Genomic DNA, 20,116 nt, shown 5'->3' on the forward strand with positions numbered 1-20,116 from the left:
GGCGGTTTTGTTATATATATCCTATTGGGGTTGACTGAAACGGAAACTTGCGGTAAAATCACTTTAGTGCTTAAAAGCGTACACGCGTCGTAGCAAGATAGTATCAGATTTGATTGATTATACCCGTTTATAAGAATAAGTGTCCAAAAAGGGGAGCTATAATATGATCGTTATTACATCCAACCAAACACCGCAGGATCAGGTAAATGATATTATTGCCGTAATTGAAAAAGAAGGCTTGCAGGTACATCTCTCAAGGGGAGCAGATCATACCGTAATCGGTCTTGTCGGCGGCGTGACGCCGAAGCTGGCCGAGCATCTGCGTCAGATGAAGGGTGTCGAGAACGTCGTGAAGATTACCAAGTCTTATAAGCTGGCAAGCCGTGATTTCCATCCGGAGGATACGGTTATCGATATCCGCGGTGTGAAGATCGGCGGAGAGAATCTTGTCATTATGGGCGGCCCTTGTGCCGTGGAATCCCCGGAGCAGATTGATGAAATCGCACGGCTTGTTAAGGCTTCCGGCGGCCAGGTGCTGCGCGGCGGTGCTTTCAAGCCGCGTACCGGACCTTACAGCTTCCAGGGTGTAGGCGTGGAAGGTCTTACGATGATGGCTGAAGCCGGCAAGCGCCACGGCCTGCTGACCATCACGGAAGTGATGACACCGGAGTATGTGGATATCTGTGCGGAGCATGCGGATATTCTGCAGGTCGGCACACGTAACATGCAGAACTTTGACCTGCTGCGCAAGCTGGGAACCTGCGGGCGTCCCGTGCTGCTGAAACGCGGGTTCAGTGCGACTTACGATGAGCTGCTGAATGCAGCGGAATACATTCTCGCCGGGGGCAACCGTGATGTCATGTTATGTGAGCGCGGAATCCGGACTTTTGAAACCTACACACGCAATACGCTGGATCTCTCAGCTATTCCTGTGCTGCAGAACCTCAGCCATCTGCCGGTGATTTCCGATCCAAGCCATGGCACCGGACGCCGTGAGCTGGTTGCGCCTATGGCCAAGGCTTCAGTTGCTGCGGGAGCCAATGGTCTGATCATCGAGATGCACACCGACCCTGATAATTCCATGACAGGTGACGGAGTACAGTCTCTGTTCCCGGAACAGTTCGACAGCCTGCTTAGAGATCTTGAGAAGCTGGCGCCGCTTGTCGGACGCAAGTTCTCTCCTTCACTGGAAGCAGCCCCGGTAGTTTAGATTTCAGAGTGCGAATTAGCTTCTTACAGGCCCTCTTCTCCCGCTTTGGGCGGAGGAAGGGGGCTATTTTTATTGAATATAGGACAAAGGTGACATGGGAATCGGATGAAATGAGTTTTTTCACCAAAGCGTCAGAATATCTTACATTGTCGTAAGAAATACCTGACATAAGCATTGACGATGTTAGGTTTGAGATTTATAATGACGACAGCAAAAAAATAAAAACAAGAACATTTGATACTGTGAGCGGCCTAATGTTCGGAACTTGGGGAGGAATAAAGCATGTCGGTTGAAAAAGTATTGCAGACGATCAAGGAGAACAATATCGAATGGGTGGATTTCCGGTTTGTAGATTTGGGTGGACGTGCTCACCACATCTCGCTGCCAGCATCCGCAGTTGAAGAAGAAACATTTGAGAATGGTGTAGCATTTGATGGTTCTTCCATTACAGGGTTCCGGGGTATTGAAGAGTCGGACATGGTAATGATGCCTGATCCAAGCACTACATACATCGATCCTTTTACAGCTCACCCAACGCTTAACATTATGTGTGACATCTTCACACCTGATGGCGAACGTTACGAGCGCGACCCGCGCGGTATCGCTGTGAAGGCAGAAGAATTCCTGCAATCCAGCGGTGTAGGTACAGCAGCATTCTTCGCACCTGAGTCTGAATTCTTCATCTTCGACGATGTTCGTTATGAGAGCGGAATGAACAGCTCTTCCTACTTCGTAGATTCCGAAGAAGCAGCTTGGAACACTGGCCGTAAAGACGAAGGCGGCAACCTGGCATTCAAAGTAGGCGTTAAAGGCGGATACGTGCCTGTAGCTCCAGTGGATTCCCAACAGGATATCCGCAGTGAAATGTGCCGTTTGCTTGCTGAAGCAGGCCTTGAAATCGAACGCCATCACCATGAAGTGGCGACTGCAGGCCAGGCGGAAATCAACTTCCGTTTTGACACCCTGAAGAAAACAGCTGATAATCTCCTGACTTATAAATACATTGTGCAGAACACTGCACGTCAATACGGCAAGGTAGCAACCTTCATGCCAAAACCGCTGTTCGGTGATAACGGTAGCGGTATGCACGTTCACCAGTCCATTTTCAACGGCGATGCTCCTTTGTTCTACGAAAAAGGCGCTTATGCTAACCTGAGTGAACTGGCTCTGCACTACATCGGCGGTATCCTGTATCATGCTCCTGCATTGATCGCGCTGACTAACCCAAGCACCAACTCGTTCAAACGTCTGGTTCCTGGTTATGAAGCACCGGTCAACCTGGTTTACTCCAAGGGTAACCGTTCCGCTGCTGTCCGTATCCCGGTAGCTGCTGTAACTCCTAAGGGCTGTCGTATTGAATTCCGTACACCGGACTCCACGGCTAACCCATACCTGGCATTCTCCGCAATGCTGATGGCGGGTCTGGACGGAATCAAGAAGAAGATCAACCCTGAAGAAATGGGTTACGGTCCACTGGACAAGAACATCTACGAATTGTCTGATGCAGACAAAGAGAAGATCCGCAGCGTTCCAGGTACACTGGACGAAGCACTTGACGCTCTGGAAGCTGACTACGAGTTCCTTACAGAAGGCGGCGTATTCACTAAGGACTTCATCGATAACTACATCGCTCTGAAACGTTCTGAAGCTCAAGCCGTTGCGATTCGTGTTCATCCGCATGAATACTCCCTGTACTTTGATGTATAAGATAAGCTAACTTGAATAGAGCTTGATGAAGAAGCCTCCGGGATCATTTGATTCCGGGGGCTTTTTCTGTTGTGTACTGGACATCAAAGCTGTACCTGCCCCGCCTCCCAGTTGTGCCAAGCTATTCTGTATCTGTACGGGAAGTAACTGGTATGGCCACAAATGATTGTAGGATAGCGGCATTGGCGGAAACGGGGCGGTTGCAAAGGCTGGGTTGCTGTTCGTGCCGGGGCGGAGGATCACCAGTAACTAACGCGGACTGAAAGGACGCTGTTTCGTCAAAAAGCCCCCTAACGGGGCCCAAACGGACTGAGATTCCGTTATGTTGTTCATTCGAGACCGAAAGGAGGGGGAGATGCTTATTTAAGTGAATCTGAGTCCGTTTGGCCAGTGAGTCCCACGGATTTGTTCAAATAACGGATTCTCATTCCAACTCACTAACTTAGGGAATGTGGAGAGTCCAGTCTGGCATAGCCTTATGAGTGGTCGTGATTTCGTGATTTTTCGTGTTATTTAATAGAATATATCCTATAAAATCTCAACTTGATCATATATAACGCTTACATTTTGTATGTATTTCAGATGTATGAAATTTCAGGCGTGTTTGTACTATATTTAAGTCGGATTTATATAAAATATAAGACTGATTACGAAAGTGGTTTCGTGATTGATGAAATACACATAAAGGCTGTAATATCAGCTTTTATGGTAACTATTTTGCACATCAAAGAACATGAAAAAAACCTTTACAAAGATTTATAACGATGTAATAATGAAAAACGAAACCGATTTCGGAAAGTTCGATTAAAAATGCAATCTATCTTTGTAGTATAGAGAGGATGAATACAGTGAATCACGATCACAAGATAAAATCAGGCTGGAGCTTCACCGGCAATAATGGGGATTTCAGACTGGAGCAGCCGGACCGGAGCAGTTTTTTATATTTTCCCCTGGTGAATGAGGGGGGCATGATGTCCTCGGTCAGCCCGAAGCTGCATGGTCAGGTGACTTCAGGTCATAATACATTCCTTACTCCGCCGCTCTCCGTGGAGGATCTGCATAATTCCCGCGCTTCCCGCAATTTCTGGGTATATATCGAAGGACAAGGCGCATGGTCAGCTACGGGAGACTCCGCCCGGCAGAATGCCGCGGTATATGGCGAGGGTGCTGATGAATCTCTGCTGGAAGCAGGGCTGTTATGGCATAAAGTGACCCGCAACAATAAGGAGCTGGGGTTAGGAGCACAGATCACGAGCTTCGTACCCTGCGGCAATGACAAAGTAGAGCTGATGAAGGTTGTGTTGACAAACAGCGGCACGAAGGAGCTCACGCTGACTCCGACGGCTGCCATTCCGCTGTATGCGCGTTCAGCAGATGATCTGCGGGATCACCGTCATGTTACTTCGCTGCTGAACCGGATTTATACTTCCGCTTACGGAGTGGAGGTACAGCCGGCGCTTTCCTTCGACGAACGCGGGCACCGGGTAAATCATACCGCTTACGGGGTATTTGGTGCTGCGGAAGGCGGAGCACAGCCGGTTGGCTTCTTCCCGGTGCAGGAGGAATTCATCGGTGAAGGCGGAAGTCTGGACTGGCCGGAAGCGGTGGTGCGCAATCTGGCTCCGGAGATAGGTGAAGGGGGCGGAATACACAAGGAAGGGTATGAAGCGCTTGGCGGACTGCGTTTTGCAGAGATTACACTTGCTCCAGGACAGAGCCATTCCTATGTAGTTGTACTTGCGATAGAGAATGACAGAATCGGCGTGCCGGCTTTGATGGCCAAGTATGGCTCAACCGCTGCTTTTGATACGTTATTGGAGGAGAATAAGACCTTCTGGGAGGAAAAAGTGAATACGGTAGAGTTCCATACCGGAGATCATGCCGCTGATGAATGGATGAAATGGGTTACTCTGCAGCCCGTGCTGCGCAGACTGTACGGCAACTCCTTCCTGCCTTATCATGACTATGGAAGAGGCGGCCGCGGCTGGCGTGATCTCTGGCAGGACTGTCTCGCTCTGCTGATCATGGAGCCTGCTGATGTGCGCAGCCTGCTGCTGAACAATTATGCCGGTGTCAGAATCGACGGCAGTAATGCAACGATCATCGGGCAGCAGCCTGGTGAGTTCATAGCGGACCGTAATAATATTCCCCGCGTCTGGATGGATCACGGCGCATGGCCGTTCCTTACTACGATGCTGTACCTCGATCAGAGCGGTGATCTCGACTTCCTGCTGCAGGAGCAGACCTATTTCCGGGATTCCTTCATGAGCCGCTGCAAGGAACGCGATACATCCTGGGAGCCCGGAGCCGGCAGCAGCCTGCGGACTGCAGCAGGTGAGGTGTATACAGGCACCATTCTGGAGCATATCCTGCTGCAGAATCTGGTTCCATTCTTCAATGTGGGTGAGCATAACAATATTCTGCTTGAAGGCGCTGACTGGAATGACGGCCTGGATATGGCGGCCCAGCGGGGGGAAAGTGTAACCTTCACAGCCTTCTATGCCAGCAATCTGCTGGATCTCTCCCGGCTGCTGATCACGCTTAAGGAGCGTACCGGAGGAGATACCCTGGAGCTTGCGGAAGAAATGAAGCTGCTGCTGGATTCGCTTGGCGAATCTATTGATTATGAATCTATCCCTGCCAAACACGGACTGCTGGACCGCTACTATGCCGCAGCACCGAATAAGGTTAGCGGAATCCGTGTCCAGCTGAAGCTGGAGCAGGTTGCAGCGGATCTGGCCCGCAAAGCGGAATGGATCTTCGATCACCTGCGCCGCAATGAATGGGTAGAAAGCGGGCATGGCGACGGCTGGTTCAACGGCTATTACAATAATGACGGGGAACGTGTGGAGGGTGAGTTCACTGAAGGTACCCGCATGACGCTGACTGGGCAGGTCTTCCCGCTGCTGGGTCATGCTGCTGCACCGGAGCAGATTTCAAGCATTGTCTCGGCGGTGGAGCGCAATCTGTTCGATGGCAAAATCGGCTACCGGCTGAACAGCAATTTCGGCGGCATTCAGCAGAATCTGGGCCGTGCCTTCGGCTTCGCTTTTGGCCACAAAGAGAATGGAGCCATGTTCAGTCATATGACTGTAATGTACGGGAATGCGCTGTATAAACGCGGATTTGTTAAAGAAGGACGCAAGGTACTTGATTCGCTGTACAGCCTGAGCGCGAACTTTGAGGTCAGCCGGATGTACCCGGGTATCCCGGAATATATCAATGAGCAGGGCAGAGGGATGTATACGTATCTGACCGGTTCGGCAAGCTGGATGCTGCTGACAATGGTCACAGAGGTATTTGGTGTCAAAGGCAAGCTGGGCGATCTGCTGCTGCAGCCGAAGCTGGTTAAAGAACAGTTTGATGCCGAAGGCCGTGCTTCTATCAAAACTATCTTTGCCGGACGCGGGCTGAAAGTCGTCTATACGGCTTCAGGAAGCGCTGAATACGGAGAGTACCAAATACATGCTGTGAAGCTGAACGGGGCTGAGGTAACGCTTCAGCGCGTCTCAGAAGGGGTTCTGATCTCGCGTAGCCTGCTGAGCGCCCTGCCTGAAGGCCAAGTCCATCTGCTTGAGGTTGAACTGGCGTAAGGCCGGACGATAGGAATTTAAGACGCCTGCTCTGCCGGTCCGCCGGGAGCGGGCGTTTTCATATGAGATGCCCTATAAACGGTGCAGCAGCTGCGGGCTAGAGCGTAACTACAGGAAACCTGCAGAAATTGCATCCGAAAGCTTGTGTATTCACAGCAGTAACGGGTAAGCTTAGAATCCATAGGTCAAGCATAGATCGATCATAGGCCAAACATAGAAAGTAGAAAGGAAGGGCATTAAGTGGCACATATTCTATCAAACGGAATACTTACAGTGGAGATAGCAGAGCCGGGAGCATATAGCGGCACCCGGTTTGATTGGAGCGGATTTATTACAGGAGTGACTCTGGAGCAGGGGGGACATACCTTTTGTGTGCCGGAGAGTCTGGTTCCGGGACAGGGCAGCGGAGGCATAGGCCTGTGCAATGAGTTCGCCATTTCCCGGGCAATCGGCTATGAGGATGCCGCTGCCGGTGAGTGGTTCCCGAAGCCCGGGGTCGGGCTGCTGCAGAAGCAGAGCGATGAATCATACGATTTTTTCGGGAAGTATCCGCTTATTCCCTTCACCATAAATCAAGAGCTCAGCAGGCATTCGGTCACTTACACCGTTCAGCCGATGGAGTGCCGGGGCTACAGTATGCGGCTGACTAAGACGATTACGCTGAATGAGGACCGGCTGGATATTGCCTACGGGATTGAGAATGTAGGAGAGAAGCCGCTGCGCATAGAGGAATATATTCATAACTTTGTCGGAATCAACGGCGCAGCTGTCGGCGGGGAATATGAACTGAGGCTGCCGGGAACACTCCGGATTGCAGCGCCTGAATCCTCATATACTGACAATTTGCTGAGCCTGTCCGGTAACAGTCTTACATGGAAGGAGGCGCCGGACCGTCCCTTCTATTGCCGGCTGGAGGGCTGGGAGAACGCGGCGGCTGATCATTATTGGGAGCTCATCCATAAGCCAAGCGGCGCCGGAATCCGGGAGAGCGGGGATTTCACGGCGGAACGGATCATTCTATGGGGTGAAAAACATGTAATTTCTCCCGAGGTTTTTATTGACATCACCATTTTACCGCGTCACAGCAAGGGTTGGAAGCGCAGCTATCAATTTTTTGCCTCCTGAAGCCTGTCTAGCTTACCTCCTATGTGAATAATTATACTTGCTGCTGTTTAATGTTATCTGCTATCATAGCGATATCCATATTCATAGGAGAGAAAGGGTGGGAGTAATTTTGAGCAAGAGAGCATACAATTTTAATGCCGGGCCGGCGGCACTGCCGCTTACAGTATTGGAACGTGCACAAGCGGAGTTTGTTGAATTCCGGGAGAGCGGAATGTCTATTATGGAGATGTCGCACCGCGGAGCTATATACGAATCCGTGCATAATGAAGCTCAGGAACGCCTGCTTTCACTCCTCGGCAATCCGCAAGGCTACAAGGTATTGTTCATTCAAGGCGGAGCAAGCACACAGTTCGCTATGGTTCCGATGAACTTCATCTCTCCAGGCCAGGTCGGCAGCTATGTCATGACAGGAAGCTGGGCTGACAAGGCACTGAAGGAAGCCAAGCTGGCAGGCGGAGGGCATGTTGCCGCATCCTCAGAGGATAAGAAGTTCCTGGCGATTCCGGAGCTTGGCAGCATCAAGGCTGCTGACAATGCCGCATATCTGCATGTTACCTCGAATGAAACGATTGAAGGGACACAATACGCAGAGTATCCGGATGCCGGTTCTATTCCGCTGATCGCAGATATGTCCAGTGACATACTGAGCCGTTCCTTCGACATCAACAAATTTGGTCTGATCTATGCAGGTGCGCAAAAGAATCTCGGACCTTCAGGCGTCACTGTAGTGATCGCCAAGGAAGAGCTGATTTCCAATTCTCCTGCGAATATTCCGACGATTCTGCGGTATGATACACATTATAAGAACAACTCTCTCTACAATACGCCGCCATCCTTCTCTGTATATATGGTTAATGAAGTGTTAAAATGGATTGAGGAACAGGGCGGGCTTGCCGGTACCGAAGCCAAGAACCGTGATAAAGCAGGTCTCCTCTATGACTATATCGACGGCAGTGACGGCTTCTACCGCGGAGTTGCGGAAGAAGGCAGCCGTTCCATTATGAATGTAACGTTCCGGATGCAATCGGAGGAGCTGGAGAAGCAGTTCATCAAAGCTTCCGAAGCGGAAGGATTCGTTGGCCTCAAAGGCCACCGCAGTGTTGGAGGCTTGCGTGCCTCGATCTATAATGCGGTTCCTCATGAGAGTGTTAAGGCGCTTGCCGATTTCATGAAGCATTTCCAGCAAACTCAAGGTTAATGAAAGAACGCTCCTGACCTTCCGCCTGGCGGTGGAGGGTCTTCTTCTTGCCCGCAGCTCAGGATTTCCGGGCTCCGCCTGTACCTGGAGCCATCATCAAGAATTCATTACAGGGCCAAGTAAGTCTTTAGGACCCTACAGAGAGGAAGCATCCGAATTATGGCATTACACATTGTGCTGGTAGAACCGGAAATTCCGGCGAATACAGGCAATATTGCCCGCACCTGTGCGGCTACGGGAACCCATCTCCATCTCGTGCGTCCCCTCGGTTTCCGTACAGATGATGCAACACTGAAACGTGCCGGACTCGATTATTGGCATGCGGTAACCATTGAGTATCATGATTCCTTCAGTGAAGTACTTGAGAAGTATAAGGAGGGCCGCTTCTTCTACGCCACCACAAAGGCGGAGAAGCGTTATACGGATTTCACCTTTCAGGATGGTGATTTCTTTGTGTTCGGCAAGGAAACCAAGGGATTGCCCGCAGATATTCTGGAAGCCGGCAAGGAAACCAGAATGCGCATGCCGATGAGCGAAGCAGTAAGATCGCTTAATTTATCTAATTCTGCAGCGATTATTGTTTATGAAGCGCTCCGGCAGATGGATTTCCCGCAACTTTTCTAAAAGTTGACATCAATTTTTATTTTTTTCAGCAGGATTCGACATTTTAGTAACGAAATAGTTAATTAGTGCCGAAATAAGTAGTATAGAACGTGAACTTAAGAATGGGAGTTCTCATTCTTAAGTTTATCTTATGTAGCTACTAATTATCAGTTGAACAGGAGAGTGTAAGTTAGATATGAAACCTGCTGGCGTTGTACGTAAAGTAGATCAGCTGGGTAGAATTGTTCTGCCTAAGTCCCTGCGTAAAAGGTATTCAATGAATGAAGGCGACCCTGTAGAAATTCTGGTTCAGGGCGACCATATCATTCTGGAGCGTTACCGTCCGAAGTGTGTCTTTTGCGGAGGTATGGAAGGCGTAAGCGAATATAAAGACCGTTATATTTGTGCAAGCTGCCTTTCGGAAATGACTCAATTGCCAAGACACGCGTAAGTGCAAACAGTATTACTATCTACATAGGAGAAGCGCTGAACGGCGTCCTGTAACAGGCTGCTGATTGGAAAAGGCTTTTCTTCACACCAAAAAGAGCGCCGCACATCAGTGCGGTGCTCCTTTTTTTGTAAACGCTCAGCGGTCTCTTATAAGCCCTTGGTCTTGTCGTCGTTGTAGGAAGAAGTAAGGATGCCGGCCAGAAACAGCAGAAAAACCAGGGTCACGATCCAAAAAGTCAGGGAGAACGACATGCTGTGCACCTCCGTTAGTGACTGTTATTCGTTAATCTGATTATACGCTTTCATTCCGCAAAAATAAATGAAAATGTGATTTATGGCATTGACGAACTCCAGCCACTTACTTGAAGAACAGGAAGTTCGTCGGTACACGCCGCAAATTGCCGTCAGAAGGCTTATTGATTACCTTCCCCCGGAAGATCAGCGAGGAAGATCCGCCTCCATCGAGATTGTAGGCATCAATGACGCCAAGGTTATACAGCTTGTCCTGAAGCTCTGCCAGAGTAGCCCCGGAATTGCCGTTCTCGTCATAACCGTCGGCCACCAGAATGAGCAGCTGATCATCCTTGAAGTTGCCGATCACGGTGCGCGGTGCGCGCTTCGGAGTAAGCTGCCATTTCTGCGGGATCACAGTCTTGGTGTGATTCTTCAGCAGAACCGGCACGAAGGTGGCGCCAAAAACGGGCTCCAGCTGATCCAGCTGTGCCCGGCTGCTGAACTTGCCGCCGATCAGCTGCCCGGACTTATTCAGGCCGACGAAGCTGAGATCTTTGTAGCTGGGTTCGAAGCCGTACAAATACTGGCCGCCGACAATGGTTGTAGACAGCGGATAACGCTTGCCGTTCTGATCGGCGAACCCGCCGGCATTGATGCCTGCGGATGCACCATAGCGGTTCACGGCTTGCATGGTGGTCTCAGATGCGCCAGTGCCGTCACCGGCCAGACTCATCTTCATGGCGGCAGGATCCTTCAGCCTGATCTTTAACGCGTATGCTTTATAGTTTCCGGGGTTCAGCCGGTACAATTCAATGGTAATCCGGTCACTGGTAATTACATCGGCAGGTATGCCCAGCCGGGAGGTAATCCGGTTATTGTAGATCCGCTCCGGGCGGGAGGCCTGGGCTGCGGCCGTACTGACCAGCGCATTCATGGCATTCGTGGTCTGCTTATACAGCAGGGCACTGGCGCTGATCGAATCGATGGTGTAAGACGCATAGCTCTTGGCTACGGCCAGATCCTGCTTAAGCTTAGCGGTTTCACTAACAGGGCCGGAGACAGCAGTAAAGGGTCTGGTATCCAGCTTGAGGTCGAGCGGCGGCTGATACAGCCACAGGCAGAGCAGCAGTCCGAACAACGGCGCGGTCAGGAGCATGAAGAAACGGTTTACTCTTTTGACAGGAGTCATCATTTGAGCAGATCCATCTCTTTCTTAAGCGCATCCAGCTGCTTCTTGACCTCGCTTAATTGCGTATACAGTTTGTTGCTGTTGTCGGTCTTGTTGCTGGCGTTATCTTTGGTGAAGGTCAATAATTCATTAAAGGTCTGCACCGTGCTCTGCAGTTCCTTCACCTGTTCGGTCAGGACGGCGATCTTGGATTCGTAATCGGTCTTCAAAACGGTAAGCTGCTGCTGGCTTTGTGATCCAAGCTCGCTCAGCACCTGATCTTTCAGATGGTTCGTGTAGCTGTACACGGCATAAACGCCGAGTGCAATCATCAAAATCCAGAACAGTAGAAACCATTTTACGGAAGGTCCGCTTCTCTCTGCGCTCCGGCGCGAGTGTACCCGGGTCGATTCCGCTAGCGGTTGCATTTCATCACCTCAAGCCATTTTTTTTCAAGTCCCCATTCTATCAGACTTTTACTATTTTCGCAAAAGTGAAAGAGCTTGTGAAAACAAGAAAAAGTAATTGCATCCTGTTAAACTACTGCGATACAATTTCTATAGATTGGAATATCTGAGGGGCGTATTCAAGGTAAAAGTAGGAAGAACAGACAAGACATCATAGTTCCTTGCTTGCGTGTTAACCGGAAACGCTTATCGCGCTTTCCATTCTCGTAAATTATATAGATAGCAGGAGGTCTGGGCATTGATGAAAGTCTGGCGGGTGGTCATCGTGGGATGTCATCCCACAAGTATGTTGGGAACAAAATTGATTCTGGAAGAAGGGGGAGAGCTGGAGGTTGCAGGTATGTATTCCACCTGGAGCGAATGCGTTTCCATGGTGCGGGATACCGGGCCGGACCTGGTACTCAGTGATTATCAAATGCCGGAAGGAACGGTAGAGGATGTTCTGCCAGAGATGAAGAAGAGCTCACAGAGCTCCCATTTTATAATTATGACCGAAGAGAACGATAAAGAAATGTTTCAGCCGCTGATTGAGCTTGGGGCCAGCGGAGTGCTGTCCAAGGGGGCGACTCCGAATCAACTGCTGCAGATGATTAGTGGAATCCGTGAAGGCTTCCTCTCCATTCCGCTGGAATGGATTGAGAAGGGGGTACGTCCGGTGACCTCTTCCAAAGGGCTGGACGCTGTAATGCAGCTTACACAGACAGAGATGTTTATTATGGAACGCATTGTGCAAGGAATTACATACGATAAGATCGCCCTGGAAATTGAAGTCAGCCGCCGCTCGATCGATAACTATCTGCGCAAGATTTATGTTAAGCTGGAAGTATCTACGAGGGCACAGGCGATCGAGAAGTTCGCCCTATTCTCAAGACAGAACAAGCAAATCTACGCCTAATCCCCGTATAACGACATAATGCCGTCCGGGCTGGAATATTCTTAAACCAGAGTAAAGGGGGGAGCGTATGAAGTATGAATTTTCTGCGCGCGCACATACGTTGTTGTCATCACCACTGCTGAGCATCCGCAAACAAACGCGGCGCGGCACACTGATCTCGCTGGCGGAAGAGCTGCCGGCGGAGGAATTATTCCCGTTGCCGCTATTGTCTGAAGCGGCGTCGACGGTGATTTCAGCAGATGCCGGAGCTCTGCAGTACGGCGATCCCGAGGGCTATGGCCCGCTGCGGGAGTGGCTTACCGGAGATTGGCTGGGAGGCAAAGGGGTAAATGTGGCCGAAGGCGGAGTTCTTCTGACAACGGGAAGCCAACAGGCCATCGATTTGCTGGCCAGAGTCTATATAGATCCCGGTGACCGGGTGCTGGTCGAGAATCCGACCTCCCCGGGCATTCTGCAGGCGCTGCGGATGCAGGGTGCCGTTATCATTCCGGTGCAGGGGGATAAGGACGGCCTGCTGCCCGATCATCTGCGCAGCGGAATCCGCCAGCACCGGCCCAAAATGCTGTTTGCCACACCGAGCTTTACCAATCCGAGCGGTGTGCTGTGGAGCCTTGCGCGGCGCAAGGAAATCCTTGAGCTGTGCACCTCCCATAACGTGCTGATTATAGAGGATGATTCTTACGGTGATCTGCATTTCCAGCGTTATGATGAGCATCCATCTCTGAGATACCCTTCCCTCTACGCGCTGGAGAATGTCAGCGAGGGCGGGCATGTGCTGTATATCGGTTCATTCAGCAAAACGGTTGCGCCGGCGCTGCGGACGGGCTGGGCGGCGGGAAGCCGCGAGCTGATCGGGATGATGACCGCTGCGAAGCAGATGGCGGACTGGCAGTCCAGCTCGCTGAACCAGCGGCTGCTGCATCATCTGCTTAGTGTAAGCGCCTTTGATCTGCGGGAGCATATCACCCTGCTGAACCGGGAGTACAACACCCGCCTGAAGCTGATGGCCGAGCTTCTGAAACGTCCGGCCTGGAAGAGCAGCGTGTATGATATGCCGGTTGGCGGGATGTTCCTCTGGGTGTCGCTGCCGGAGGGTCTGGATGCCATGGCACTGCTGCGTGCCTCATTGGCTAAAGGCGTAGCCTTTCTGCCCGGACCGCTCTGCAGTGTAAGCGGAGGCTCGGACCGGATCCGGCTTAACTTCAGCCACCCCGGCCGGGATGAGCTGCTGCTGGGCATGAATCTGATGAGTGAAGCGGTATCGGAGTTTACGGCGCGGAGCTGAGAGTGACGGGAATAACCGGAGCATGATATAGAAGAAGGATGACTGCTTGCCATGAAATGGCGGGCGGTTGTCCTTCTTTTTTTGGACTAAATTTACAAAGATGTCTTTAGAATCGGAAAAATATGAAACTTATCTTGTTGTAGAAGGAACTATACTTGGGCTGAGTGTCAAATTTATTCCAAACCCAAGGAACCGGAGCTGAAAGAAAATGAAAATAAACAAAACATATAGGTTGGCAGCTTGCATTGCAGTATTGCTGCTGGGAGGATGCAGCAGTAATCCGGAACCACCGGATGCGCCTGTACCCACCGAATCCGCAGGACCTGCCGCTGGCAAAGGTGAAACGGGCCGTTCGGCTTTAGATACTCCTGTATGTGAGGAACCGGTCAACAAGCTGCACTACAGCCGGAATCAGCTCCAGGAGATCCGGGAAGCGGCGCAAAAAGCCGGCCTGGTGAACGTATATATTCCTGAGATTGGCGGCGGTCCGGATGATTATTTTGAAGAGGCCAAGGTGGACGGAAAACGGTTGACCCTTCATTTCATCCGGATGGCGATTACTGAGTCTATGGAGGAGCTGGAGCCTGCGGGCGGAAATAGAACGGTTACCAAGGTGCGGCTGTCCCCGCAATTGGAAGGAAAGTGGATTAGCGAAGAGGAGAGTGCGGTGGAATATCTGTATGGTGAAATAGAAAACACCCATTTTGAAATCTTCTCGGCCAGAATGTTTGACCGGAAGGATTTTGAGGATGCAGCGGAATCATTGATTCTGCTCCAAGAGAAATGACATGCCAGAGCGAATGCAGCAGATTTTAATTTGAAATTTCCAGGGTGCTGTGTTAGGCTGAAATCAATTAAATCTTCCATAAACACATCGTTTACTGGATTGTTACTGGCCGGGCCAGGCAAAACCTAAACTGATGGTGACTGATTTGAACCCTTTAACTGGGGCTTCAATGACATTGCCATAGGTTTAGGTTTTTCTGTTTTCCGGGCCTTCTGATCTGGACAACAACTAGGAAAAGGGGTAATGACAATGGCTGCAGTACAAAACGGATTTCCTGAGAATTTCTTATGGGGCGGCGCAACCGCTGCCAATCAGCTGGAGGGGGCTTTTGACCAGGGCGGGAAAGGGTTGTCGACCGCAGATATGATCGCCTTCGTGCCCAAGGATAAACGGCAGGGAGATCATTCGATGGAAATCACCACCGAGCGGATTGCCCGGATTCTTGCCGGAGAGACGGAGGACTGGTTTCCGAAACGTGAAGGCGTTGATTTCTATCACCGGTACAAAGAGGACATCGCCTTATTCGCTGAGATGGGCTTCAAGGTCTTCCGGATGTCGATTAACTGGGCGCGTATTTTCCCGAATGGCGATGATGCCATGCCGAACGAGCAGGGCCTGCAATTCTACGATGATGTATTCGATGAACTGCTTAAATACGGCATTGAGCCGCTCGTGACCTTGTCTCATTATGAGACGCCGCTGGGACTAACGCAGAAGTATAACGGCTGGGCCAGCCGTGAAGTGGTTGGCTTCTATGTGAAATATGCCGAAACTGTATTTACCCGCTACAGAAGCAAGGTGAAATACTGGCTGACCTTCAACGAAATTAACGTGATGCTGTTCAGTCCATACACCGGAGGCGGTATCCTTACCGATCACGTGGAGAACAAGCTTCAGACCGTGTTCCAGGGACTGCACCACCAGTTTGTGGCAAGTGCTCTGGCAACCAAGCTGGGTCACGAGATTATTCCCGGCTCCCAGATCGGCTGTATGCTGGCCCGGATGGAGAGCTATGCGAATACCTGCAATCCAGCGGATGTGCGTAAGAGCCAGCAGGAGAATCAGATGAATCTGTTCTTCACTGATGTGCATGCGCGCGGGAAGTATCCCCGTTACATGGACCGTTATTTTGCCGAAAACAACATTGTGATCGCCCGCGAGCCGGGAGATGATGAGATTCTGGCTGCGAATACAGTGGACTTCATCTCGTTCAGCTATTATATGACGCTTACGGTTTCTGCCGGTCCGGAAGGCGAAGCTACAGCAGGGAACTTGCTGGGAGGAATCAAGAACCCTTATCTGAAAGCCTCCGATTGGGGCTGGCAGATTGACCCGGTGGGTCTGCGTATCACACTGAACAACCTGTACGACCGGTACCAGAAGCCATTGTTCATTGTGGAGAATGGACTGGGTGCTTTTGACAAGGTGGAAGCAGACGGGGCGGTTCATGACCATTACCGGATCGATTATTTGCGCGAGCATATCAAGGAGATGAAGGAAGCGGTTAAGGACGGTGTGGAGCTGATGGGCTACACGGCCTGGGGACCGATTGATCTGGTCAGTATGTCTACCTCGGAAATGTCCAAACGCTACGGATTCATTTATGTAGACCTGGATGATACCGGAAGCGGCACGCTGAACCGCAGCAAAAAAGATTCTTTTGAATGGTACAAGCAGGTTATTTCATCTAATGGTGAAATTTTATAACATTATTGGGGCATGCTTAAGAAGCCCAAAGATCTTAAGTAAACCGTTTTCATAAAAGTATTGTCATTTTTATAATGATATGCTAAGATGCTGCTACAGGTGAAATAACTGGATTGTTACTGTTCATTCAGGCAAAACCAGAAACGGGCATTGTTGTATGCCGTTTTGGTTTTGCCTTTTTTTAACCTATTAGGAAGCATATATTCGGGGTTCCCCGCAAAGTACCTGAGTTAGCATACATGTTATATCCCCACGTTGTGGGGTGATTTTATTACTCTGACGGTGTAAGGTGATGGAATGAAAATTGCTAAGGTGCTCAACAACAATGTTGTAACTGTAATCGATGCCAGCGGGAAGGAACTGGTCGTAATGGGCCGGGGGATTGCCTTCAAGAAGCAGGCTGGTGATGACATTGAAGAGGACAAGGTTGAGAAAGTATTCTCCCTGGAGAATAAAGAAGGTTCACAGAAGCTGATGTCGCTGCTCTCCGATATTCCGATGGAGTATGTGGAATGTACCGATGAAGTGATCCGTTATGCCGAAACGGTCCTGGGAGAGAAGCTGCATGACAGTATCTATATCTCGCTCACGGACCATATCCATTTCGCCATCGACCGCCACCGTCAGGGGCTTCAAATCAAGAATGCACTGCTGTGGGAAATTAAGCGGATGTACCGCAAAGAGTTCTCCATTGGACTGAAGGCGCTGCAAATCATTGAGGAGCGGCTTGGCGTGCTGCTGCCGGAGGACGAGTGCGCTTTCATTACAATGCATCTGGTCAATGCACAGATGAATGGTGAAATGCGTGAGACGGTGAGCATTACGAATATTGTGAAGGACATCCTAAACATTGTCCGGCGGACTTTTCTGATTGAGCTGGATGAAGAATCGCTCGGGTATTACCGTTTTTTGACCCATCTGAAATTCTTCGCGCAGCGGGTCGTTCAGGGTACAGCCGCTGAGGACCGGGATAAGGATCATGCGCTGCATGATCTGGTCATGCAGCAGTACCCGGCAGCATATGCCTGTACGATGAAAATTGCCGACTACACACGCAAGATTTACAAGCGGGTCTTGTCCAAGGAAGAAATCCTCTACCTGACCATCCATATTGAACGGATTAACCGCAATGAAAATGATGTAACTGAATAATGTGGTGCAGGATTGCTACTCTACCCAGAGGCAAAACCTAAACTCGGACAGTGATGAGCGTAAGTATGCATCACGGACCGGTGTTTAGGTTTTTCTTTTGCCAAAAATACACAATAAACAACATAATAGACTAAAGGAGTTAGCCCATATGAATAAAAAAGAGCTGTCTAAAGAAATATTGCGGCTGGTCGGCGGAGAAGAAAATATCGATCAGGTCACCCATTGCATGACCCGTCTGCGCTTCAATCTGAATGACAATAACCGTGCTGACAAAGCGGCGCTGCAGAAGACGGATGGCGTGATGGGAGTTATGATCAACGGCGGGCAGTTCCAGGTCATCATCGGTAATGATGTGCCGGTAGTCTACAATGAGCTGGTCGGCAATATGGCGGGTTCTCCCGAGAAGAAGACCTCCGCTGAAAAGGTAGACAAGAAGAAGCAGAATCCGCTAAGCAAGCTGTTCGATTTCATCTCGGGGATCTTCACACCGATCCTGCCGGCCATCACCGGCGCGGGGATGATCAAGGGGATTGTAGCGCTGCTCGTGGCGCTGGGCTGGATGGGCACGGATAACTCTACTTATGTTATTCTCTCGGCCATCGGTGATGGCGCCTTCTACTTCCTGCCGATCGTGCTGGCGGTCAGTGCTGCCCGCAAGCTGGGCAGTAATATGTACATTGCTGCAGCAATAGGGGCTGCGATCCTGCATCCAACGGTTACTACGCTGCTGGGGTCTGGGGAGACGGTCACGTTTGCTTCGCTGCCGGTGGTAGCCGCAACCTATTCTTCATCCGTGATTCCGATTGTCATTGCGGTATGGCTGGCTTCCTATGTGGAAAAAGCCGTAGATAAAATCACTCACGCTTCCCTGAAGCTGATTATTGTTCCAACGGTAACGCTGCTTGTCATTGTACCGCTTACCCTGATTGCGGTCGGCCCGCTGGGCGTAATTATCGGGGACGGTCTTACCGGAGGAATCAGCTGGCTGTTCGAAAATACCGGCCTGTTCGCAGGACTGCTGCTTGGCGGAACGATGTCATTACTGATCATCACAGGGATGCACTATGCATTGATTCCGATCATGATTGCTTCTATTGCCCAGCTTGGTTATGACTATATGATTCCAATTATGATGGTTGCTAACTTCGCCCAGGCGGGCAGTGCGCTCGGTGTCTCTCTGAGAACCAAGAACAGTAAGCTGAAATCTCTATCGATGTCCACTAGTATTACTGCCTTTATGGGAATTACAGAGCCTGCTATGTACGGCGTGAATATGCGCCTTAAGAAACCGTTTATCTCTGCCCTGATCGGCGGAGCTGTCGGCGGTGCGTTCCTCAGCTTGTTCAAGGTTAAGGCTTATGTTATCGGCGGACTTGCCGGGCTCTCCGGGATTCCGATGGTTATTGGAGCGACCTTCGTCTATTCGGTGATCGGTTTTGCGATTGGTGCTGCGGTTGCGGCTATCGTCACTTATATTCTGGGCTTTGAAGATGAGCCTGAGGCCGCTGCAGCGCCGGTTATGGAATCAGCACCTCCGGCAGCAGCAAGCGTGACGGCTGCGTCTGCTGTAACGCGGGTTGAACCGACGATGGTTAATGAAGAAGTGTTCAGTCCGATTGCAGGTGAAGTGAAGCCGCTGAGTGAAGTGAATGATCCGGCGTTCTCCGAAGAAATTATGGGTAAGGGCTTTGCCATTCAGCCCTCCGAAGGCCGCGTGGTATCGCCGGTCAACGGAACGGTGTTCTCGCTGTCGAAGAGCGGCCATGCGATTGGTCTGGTCAGTGACAGCGGAGCCGAAATGCTGATCCACATCGGGATCGACACCGTGAAGCTGAAGGGACTGCATTTCTCACCTAAGGTTACCGCTGGAACCAAGGTGTCTGTCGGCGATCTGCTGATGGAATTCGATCATGTTGAGATCGAGAAGGCAGGCTACAGCACCATTACGCCGGTCATTATCACGAATATCCAGCAGTATAACTCGATCCTGCCTTCCGGCCGCTCTTCCGTCAAGGAGAAGGAGCTGCTGTATACGGTGCTTGCCTAGGCCGGGTAGCTGGAAAGCTGAAAAGATAGATAGCCGAAAAGCCAAAAGCATAAGGCGGGTGTGACTGCAAGGTTTGGGAGGAAGTAGGGCTGAGACTTGTAAGTCTGGCGCGAAAGTAATGGAAGAACGAGTGGAAGAACGATTACAAGAACAAGTGAAAGAACTAGGGTGAAAAAAAGGAGTTGTCTCGCCACGCAGTGGGTCTGCGTACGGGATGACTCCGTATGTATGCGTATGCGTGTCTTTTTGCTCTGCCCAATTCTGCTCTGTCCTTCCACACGGATTAGGTGGAAAAAGAGCATTTAATTCTCCTGAAACTGGAGATTTCAGGGATTTAATTGGAAATAATGCATCTATTGATTCGGAATCCGCCATTCGAGTTGAAATCAGATCAATTAGATGCCTTTTATCCAACTAAACCGTTCTGCCCGGTTAAACCGGTTCGGCCCCCTAATTATGGAGACATTCTGCTAAAAACTCGTGTTTTC

General features: G+C 50.6%; 15 protein-coding genes. 13 read left to right on the forward strand and 2 right to left on the reverse strand.

The window, feature by feature from the left end:
- Positions 1 to 163: 163 nt before the first annotated feature.
- The 7 genes from aroF to QW71_RS21400 all read left to right on the forward strand — a co-directional run bounded on the left by aroF (position 164) and on the right by QW71_RS21400 (position 9,887).
- Positions 164 to 1,210 (forward strand): 3-deoxy-7-phosphoheptulonate synthase, encoded by a 1,047-nt coding sequence (gene aroF, locus QW71_RS21370; protein WP_039303367.1) that lies wholly within the window; start codon positions 164 to 166, stop codon positions 1,208 to 1,210.
- A 282-nt stretch (positions 1,211 to 1,492) separates the two neighbouring features.
- Complete coding sequence (glnA, locus tag QW71_RS21375; RefSeq protein WP_039303370.1) at positions 1,493 to 2,917, forward strand: type I glutamate--ammonia ligase; 1,425 nt, start codon at positions 1,493 to 1,495, stop codon at positions 2,915 to 2,917.
- An 848-nt stretch (positions 2,918 to 3,765) separates the two neighbouring features.
- Entirely contained in the window at positions 3,766 to 6,510 is a 2,745-nt protein-coding gene (locus tag QW71_RS21380) for a GH36-type glycosyl hydrolase domain-containing protein (RefSeq protein WP_039303373.1), read from the forward strand.
- A 240-nt stretch (positions 6,511 to 6,750) separates the two neighbouring features.
- Positions 6,751 to 7,635 carry a hypothetical protein gene (locus QW71_RS21385; RefSeq protein WP_039303376.1) on the forward strand — a complete coding sequence of 295 codons (885 nt, stop codon included), beginning with the start codon at positions 6,751 to 6,753 and terminating at the stop codon, positions 7,633 to 7,635.
- 106 nt (positions 7,636 to 7,741) lie between these two features.
- The gene (serC, locus tag QW71_RS21390) at positions 7,742 to 8,833 is read left to right on the forward strand and encodes a 3-phosphoserine/phosphohydroxythreonine transaminase (RefSeq protein WP_039303453.1); all 1,092 of its coding nucleotides are present in this window, start codon (positions 7,742 to 7,744) and stop codon (positions 8,831 to 8,833) included.
- 159 nt (positions 8,834 to 8,992) lie between these two features.
- The gene (gene trmL / locus QW71_RS21395; RefSeq protein ID WP_039303379.1) at positions 8,993 to 9,457 is read left to right on the forward strand and encodes a tRNA (uridine(34)/cytosine(34)/5-carboxymethylaminomethyluridine(34)-2'-O)-methyltransferase TrmL; all 465 of its coding nucleotides are present in this window, start codon (positions 8,993 to 8,995) and stop codon (positions 9,455 to 9,457) included.
- 175 nt (positions 9,458 to 9,632) lie between these two features.
- Positions 9,633 to 9,887, forward strand: a complete 255-nt coding sequence (locus tag QW71_RS21400; protein WP_039303382.1) for an AbrB/MazE/SpoVT family DNA-binding domain-containing protein — start codon at positions 9,633 to 9,635, stop codon at positions 9,885 to 9,887.
- Positions 9,888 to 10,244: 357 nt separating this feature from the next.
- On the opposite strand, the gene QW71_RS21405 is transcribed toward QW71_RS21400, so the two are convergent.
- Both QW71_RS21405 and QW71_RS21410 read right to left on the reverse strand, forming a co-directional pair.
- On the reverse strand, positions 10,245 to 11,312 hold the full coding sequence (locus QW71_RS21405; protein ID WP_039303384.1) for a phosphodiester glycosidase family protein: 1,068 nt from the start codon (positions 11,310 to 11,312) through the stop codon (positions 10,245 to 10,247).
- On the reverse strand, positions 11,309 to 11,716 hold the full coding sequence (locus tag QW71_RS21410) for a hypothetical protein (RefSeq protein WP_039303387.1): 408 nt from the start codon (positions 11,714 to 11,716) through the stop codon (positions 11,309 to 11,311). The genes QW71_RS21405 and QW71_RS21410 overlap by 4 nt, the downstream gene beginning before the upstream one ends.
- A gap of 277 nt (positions 11,717 to 11,993) precedes the next feature.
- Between QW71_RS21410 and QW71_RS21415 the strand changes: the two genes are divergently transcribed.
- The 6 genes from QW71_RS21415 (at position 11,994) to QW71_RS21440 (ending at position 19,628) form a co-directional block, all read left to right on the forward strand.
- A complete protein-coding gene (locus QW71_RS21415) occupies positions 11,994 to 12,650 on the forward strand; it encodes a response regulator transcription factor (protein ID WP_039303390.1) in 657 nt (218 codons plus the stop codon).
- Between the two features lie 67 nt (positions 12,651 to 12,717).
- A complete protein-coding gene (locus tag QW71_RS21420; protein ID WP_039303393.1) occupies positions 12,718 to 13,935 on the forward strand; it encodes a PLP-dependent aminotransferase family protein in 1,218 nt (405 codons plus the stop codon).
- Positions 13,936 to 14,143: 208 nt separating this feature from the next.
- Entirely contained in the window at positions 14,144 to 14,722 is a 579-nt protein-coding gene (locus QW71_RS21425) for a hypothetical protein (RefSeq protein ID WP_039303396.1), read from the forward strand.
- A 249-nt stretch (positions 14,723 to 14,971) separates the two neighbouring features.
- Entirely contained in the window at positions 14,972 to 16,429 is a 1,458-nt protein-coding gene (locus QW71_RS21430) for a glycoside hydrolase family 1 protein (protein WP_039303399.1), read from the forward strand.
- A 297-nt stretch (positions 16,430 to 16,726) separates the two neighbouring features.
- Positions 16,727 to 17,581 (forward strand): BglG family transcription antiterminator LicT, encoded by an 855-nt coding sequence (gene licT / locus QW71_RS21435; RefSeq protein ID WP_039303402.1) that lies wholly within the window; start codon positions 16,727 to 16,729, stop codon positions 17,579 to 17,581.
- 148 nt (positions 17,582 to 17,729) lie between these two features.
- On the forward strand, positions 17,730 to 19,628 hold the full coding sequence (locus tag QW71_RS21440) for a beta-glucoside-specific PTS transporter subunit IIABC (RefSeq protein ID WP_039303403.1): 1,899 nt from the start codon (positions 17,730 to 17,732) through the stop codon (positions 19,626 to 19,628).
- The last annotated feature ends 488 nt before the right edge of the window (positions 19,629 to 20,116 follow it).

The sequence above is a fragment of the Paenibacillus sp. IHB B 3415 genome, from assembly GCF_000802655.2.
Lineage (GTDB): Bacteria > Bacillota > Bacilli > Paenibacillales > Paenibacillaceae > Paenibacillus_AQ > Paenibacillus_AQ phytohabitans.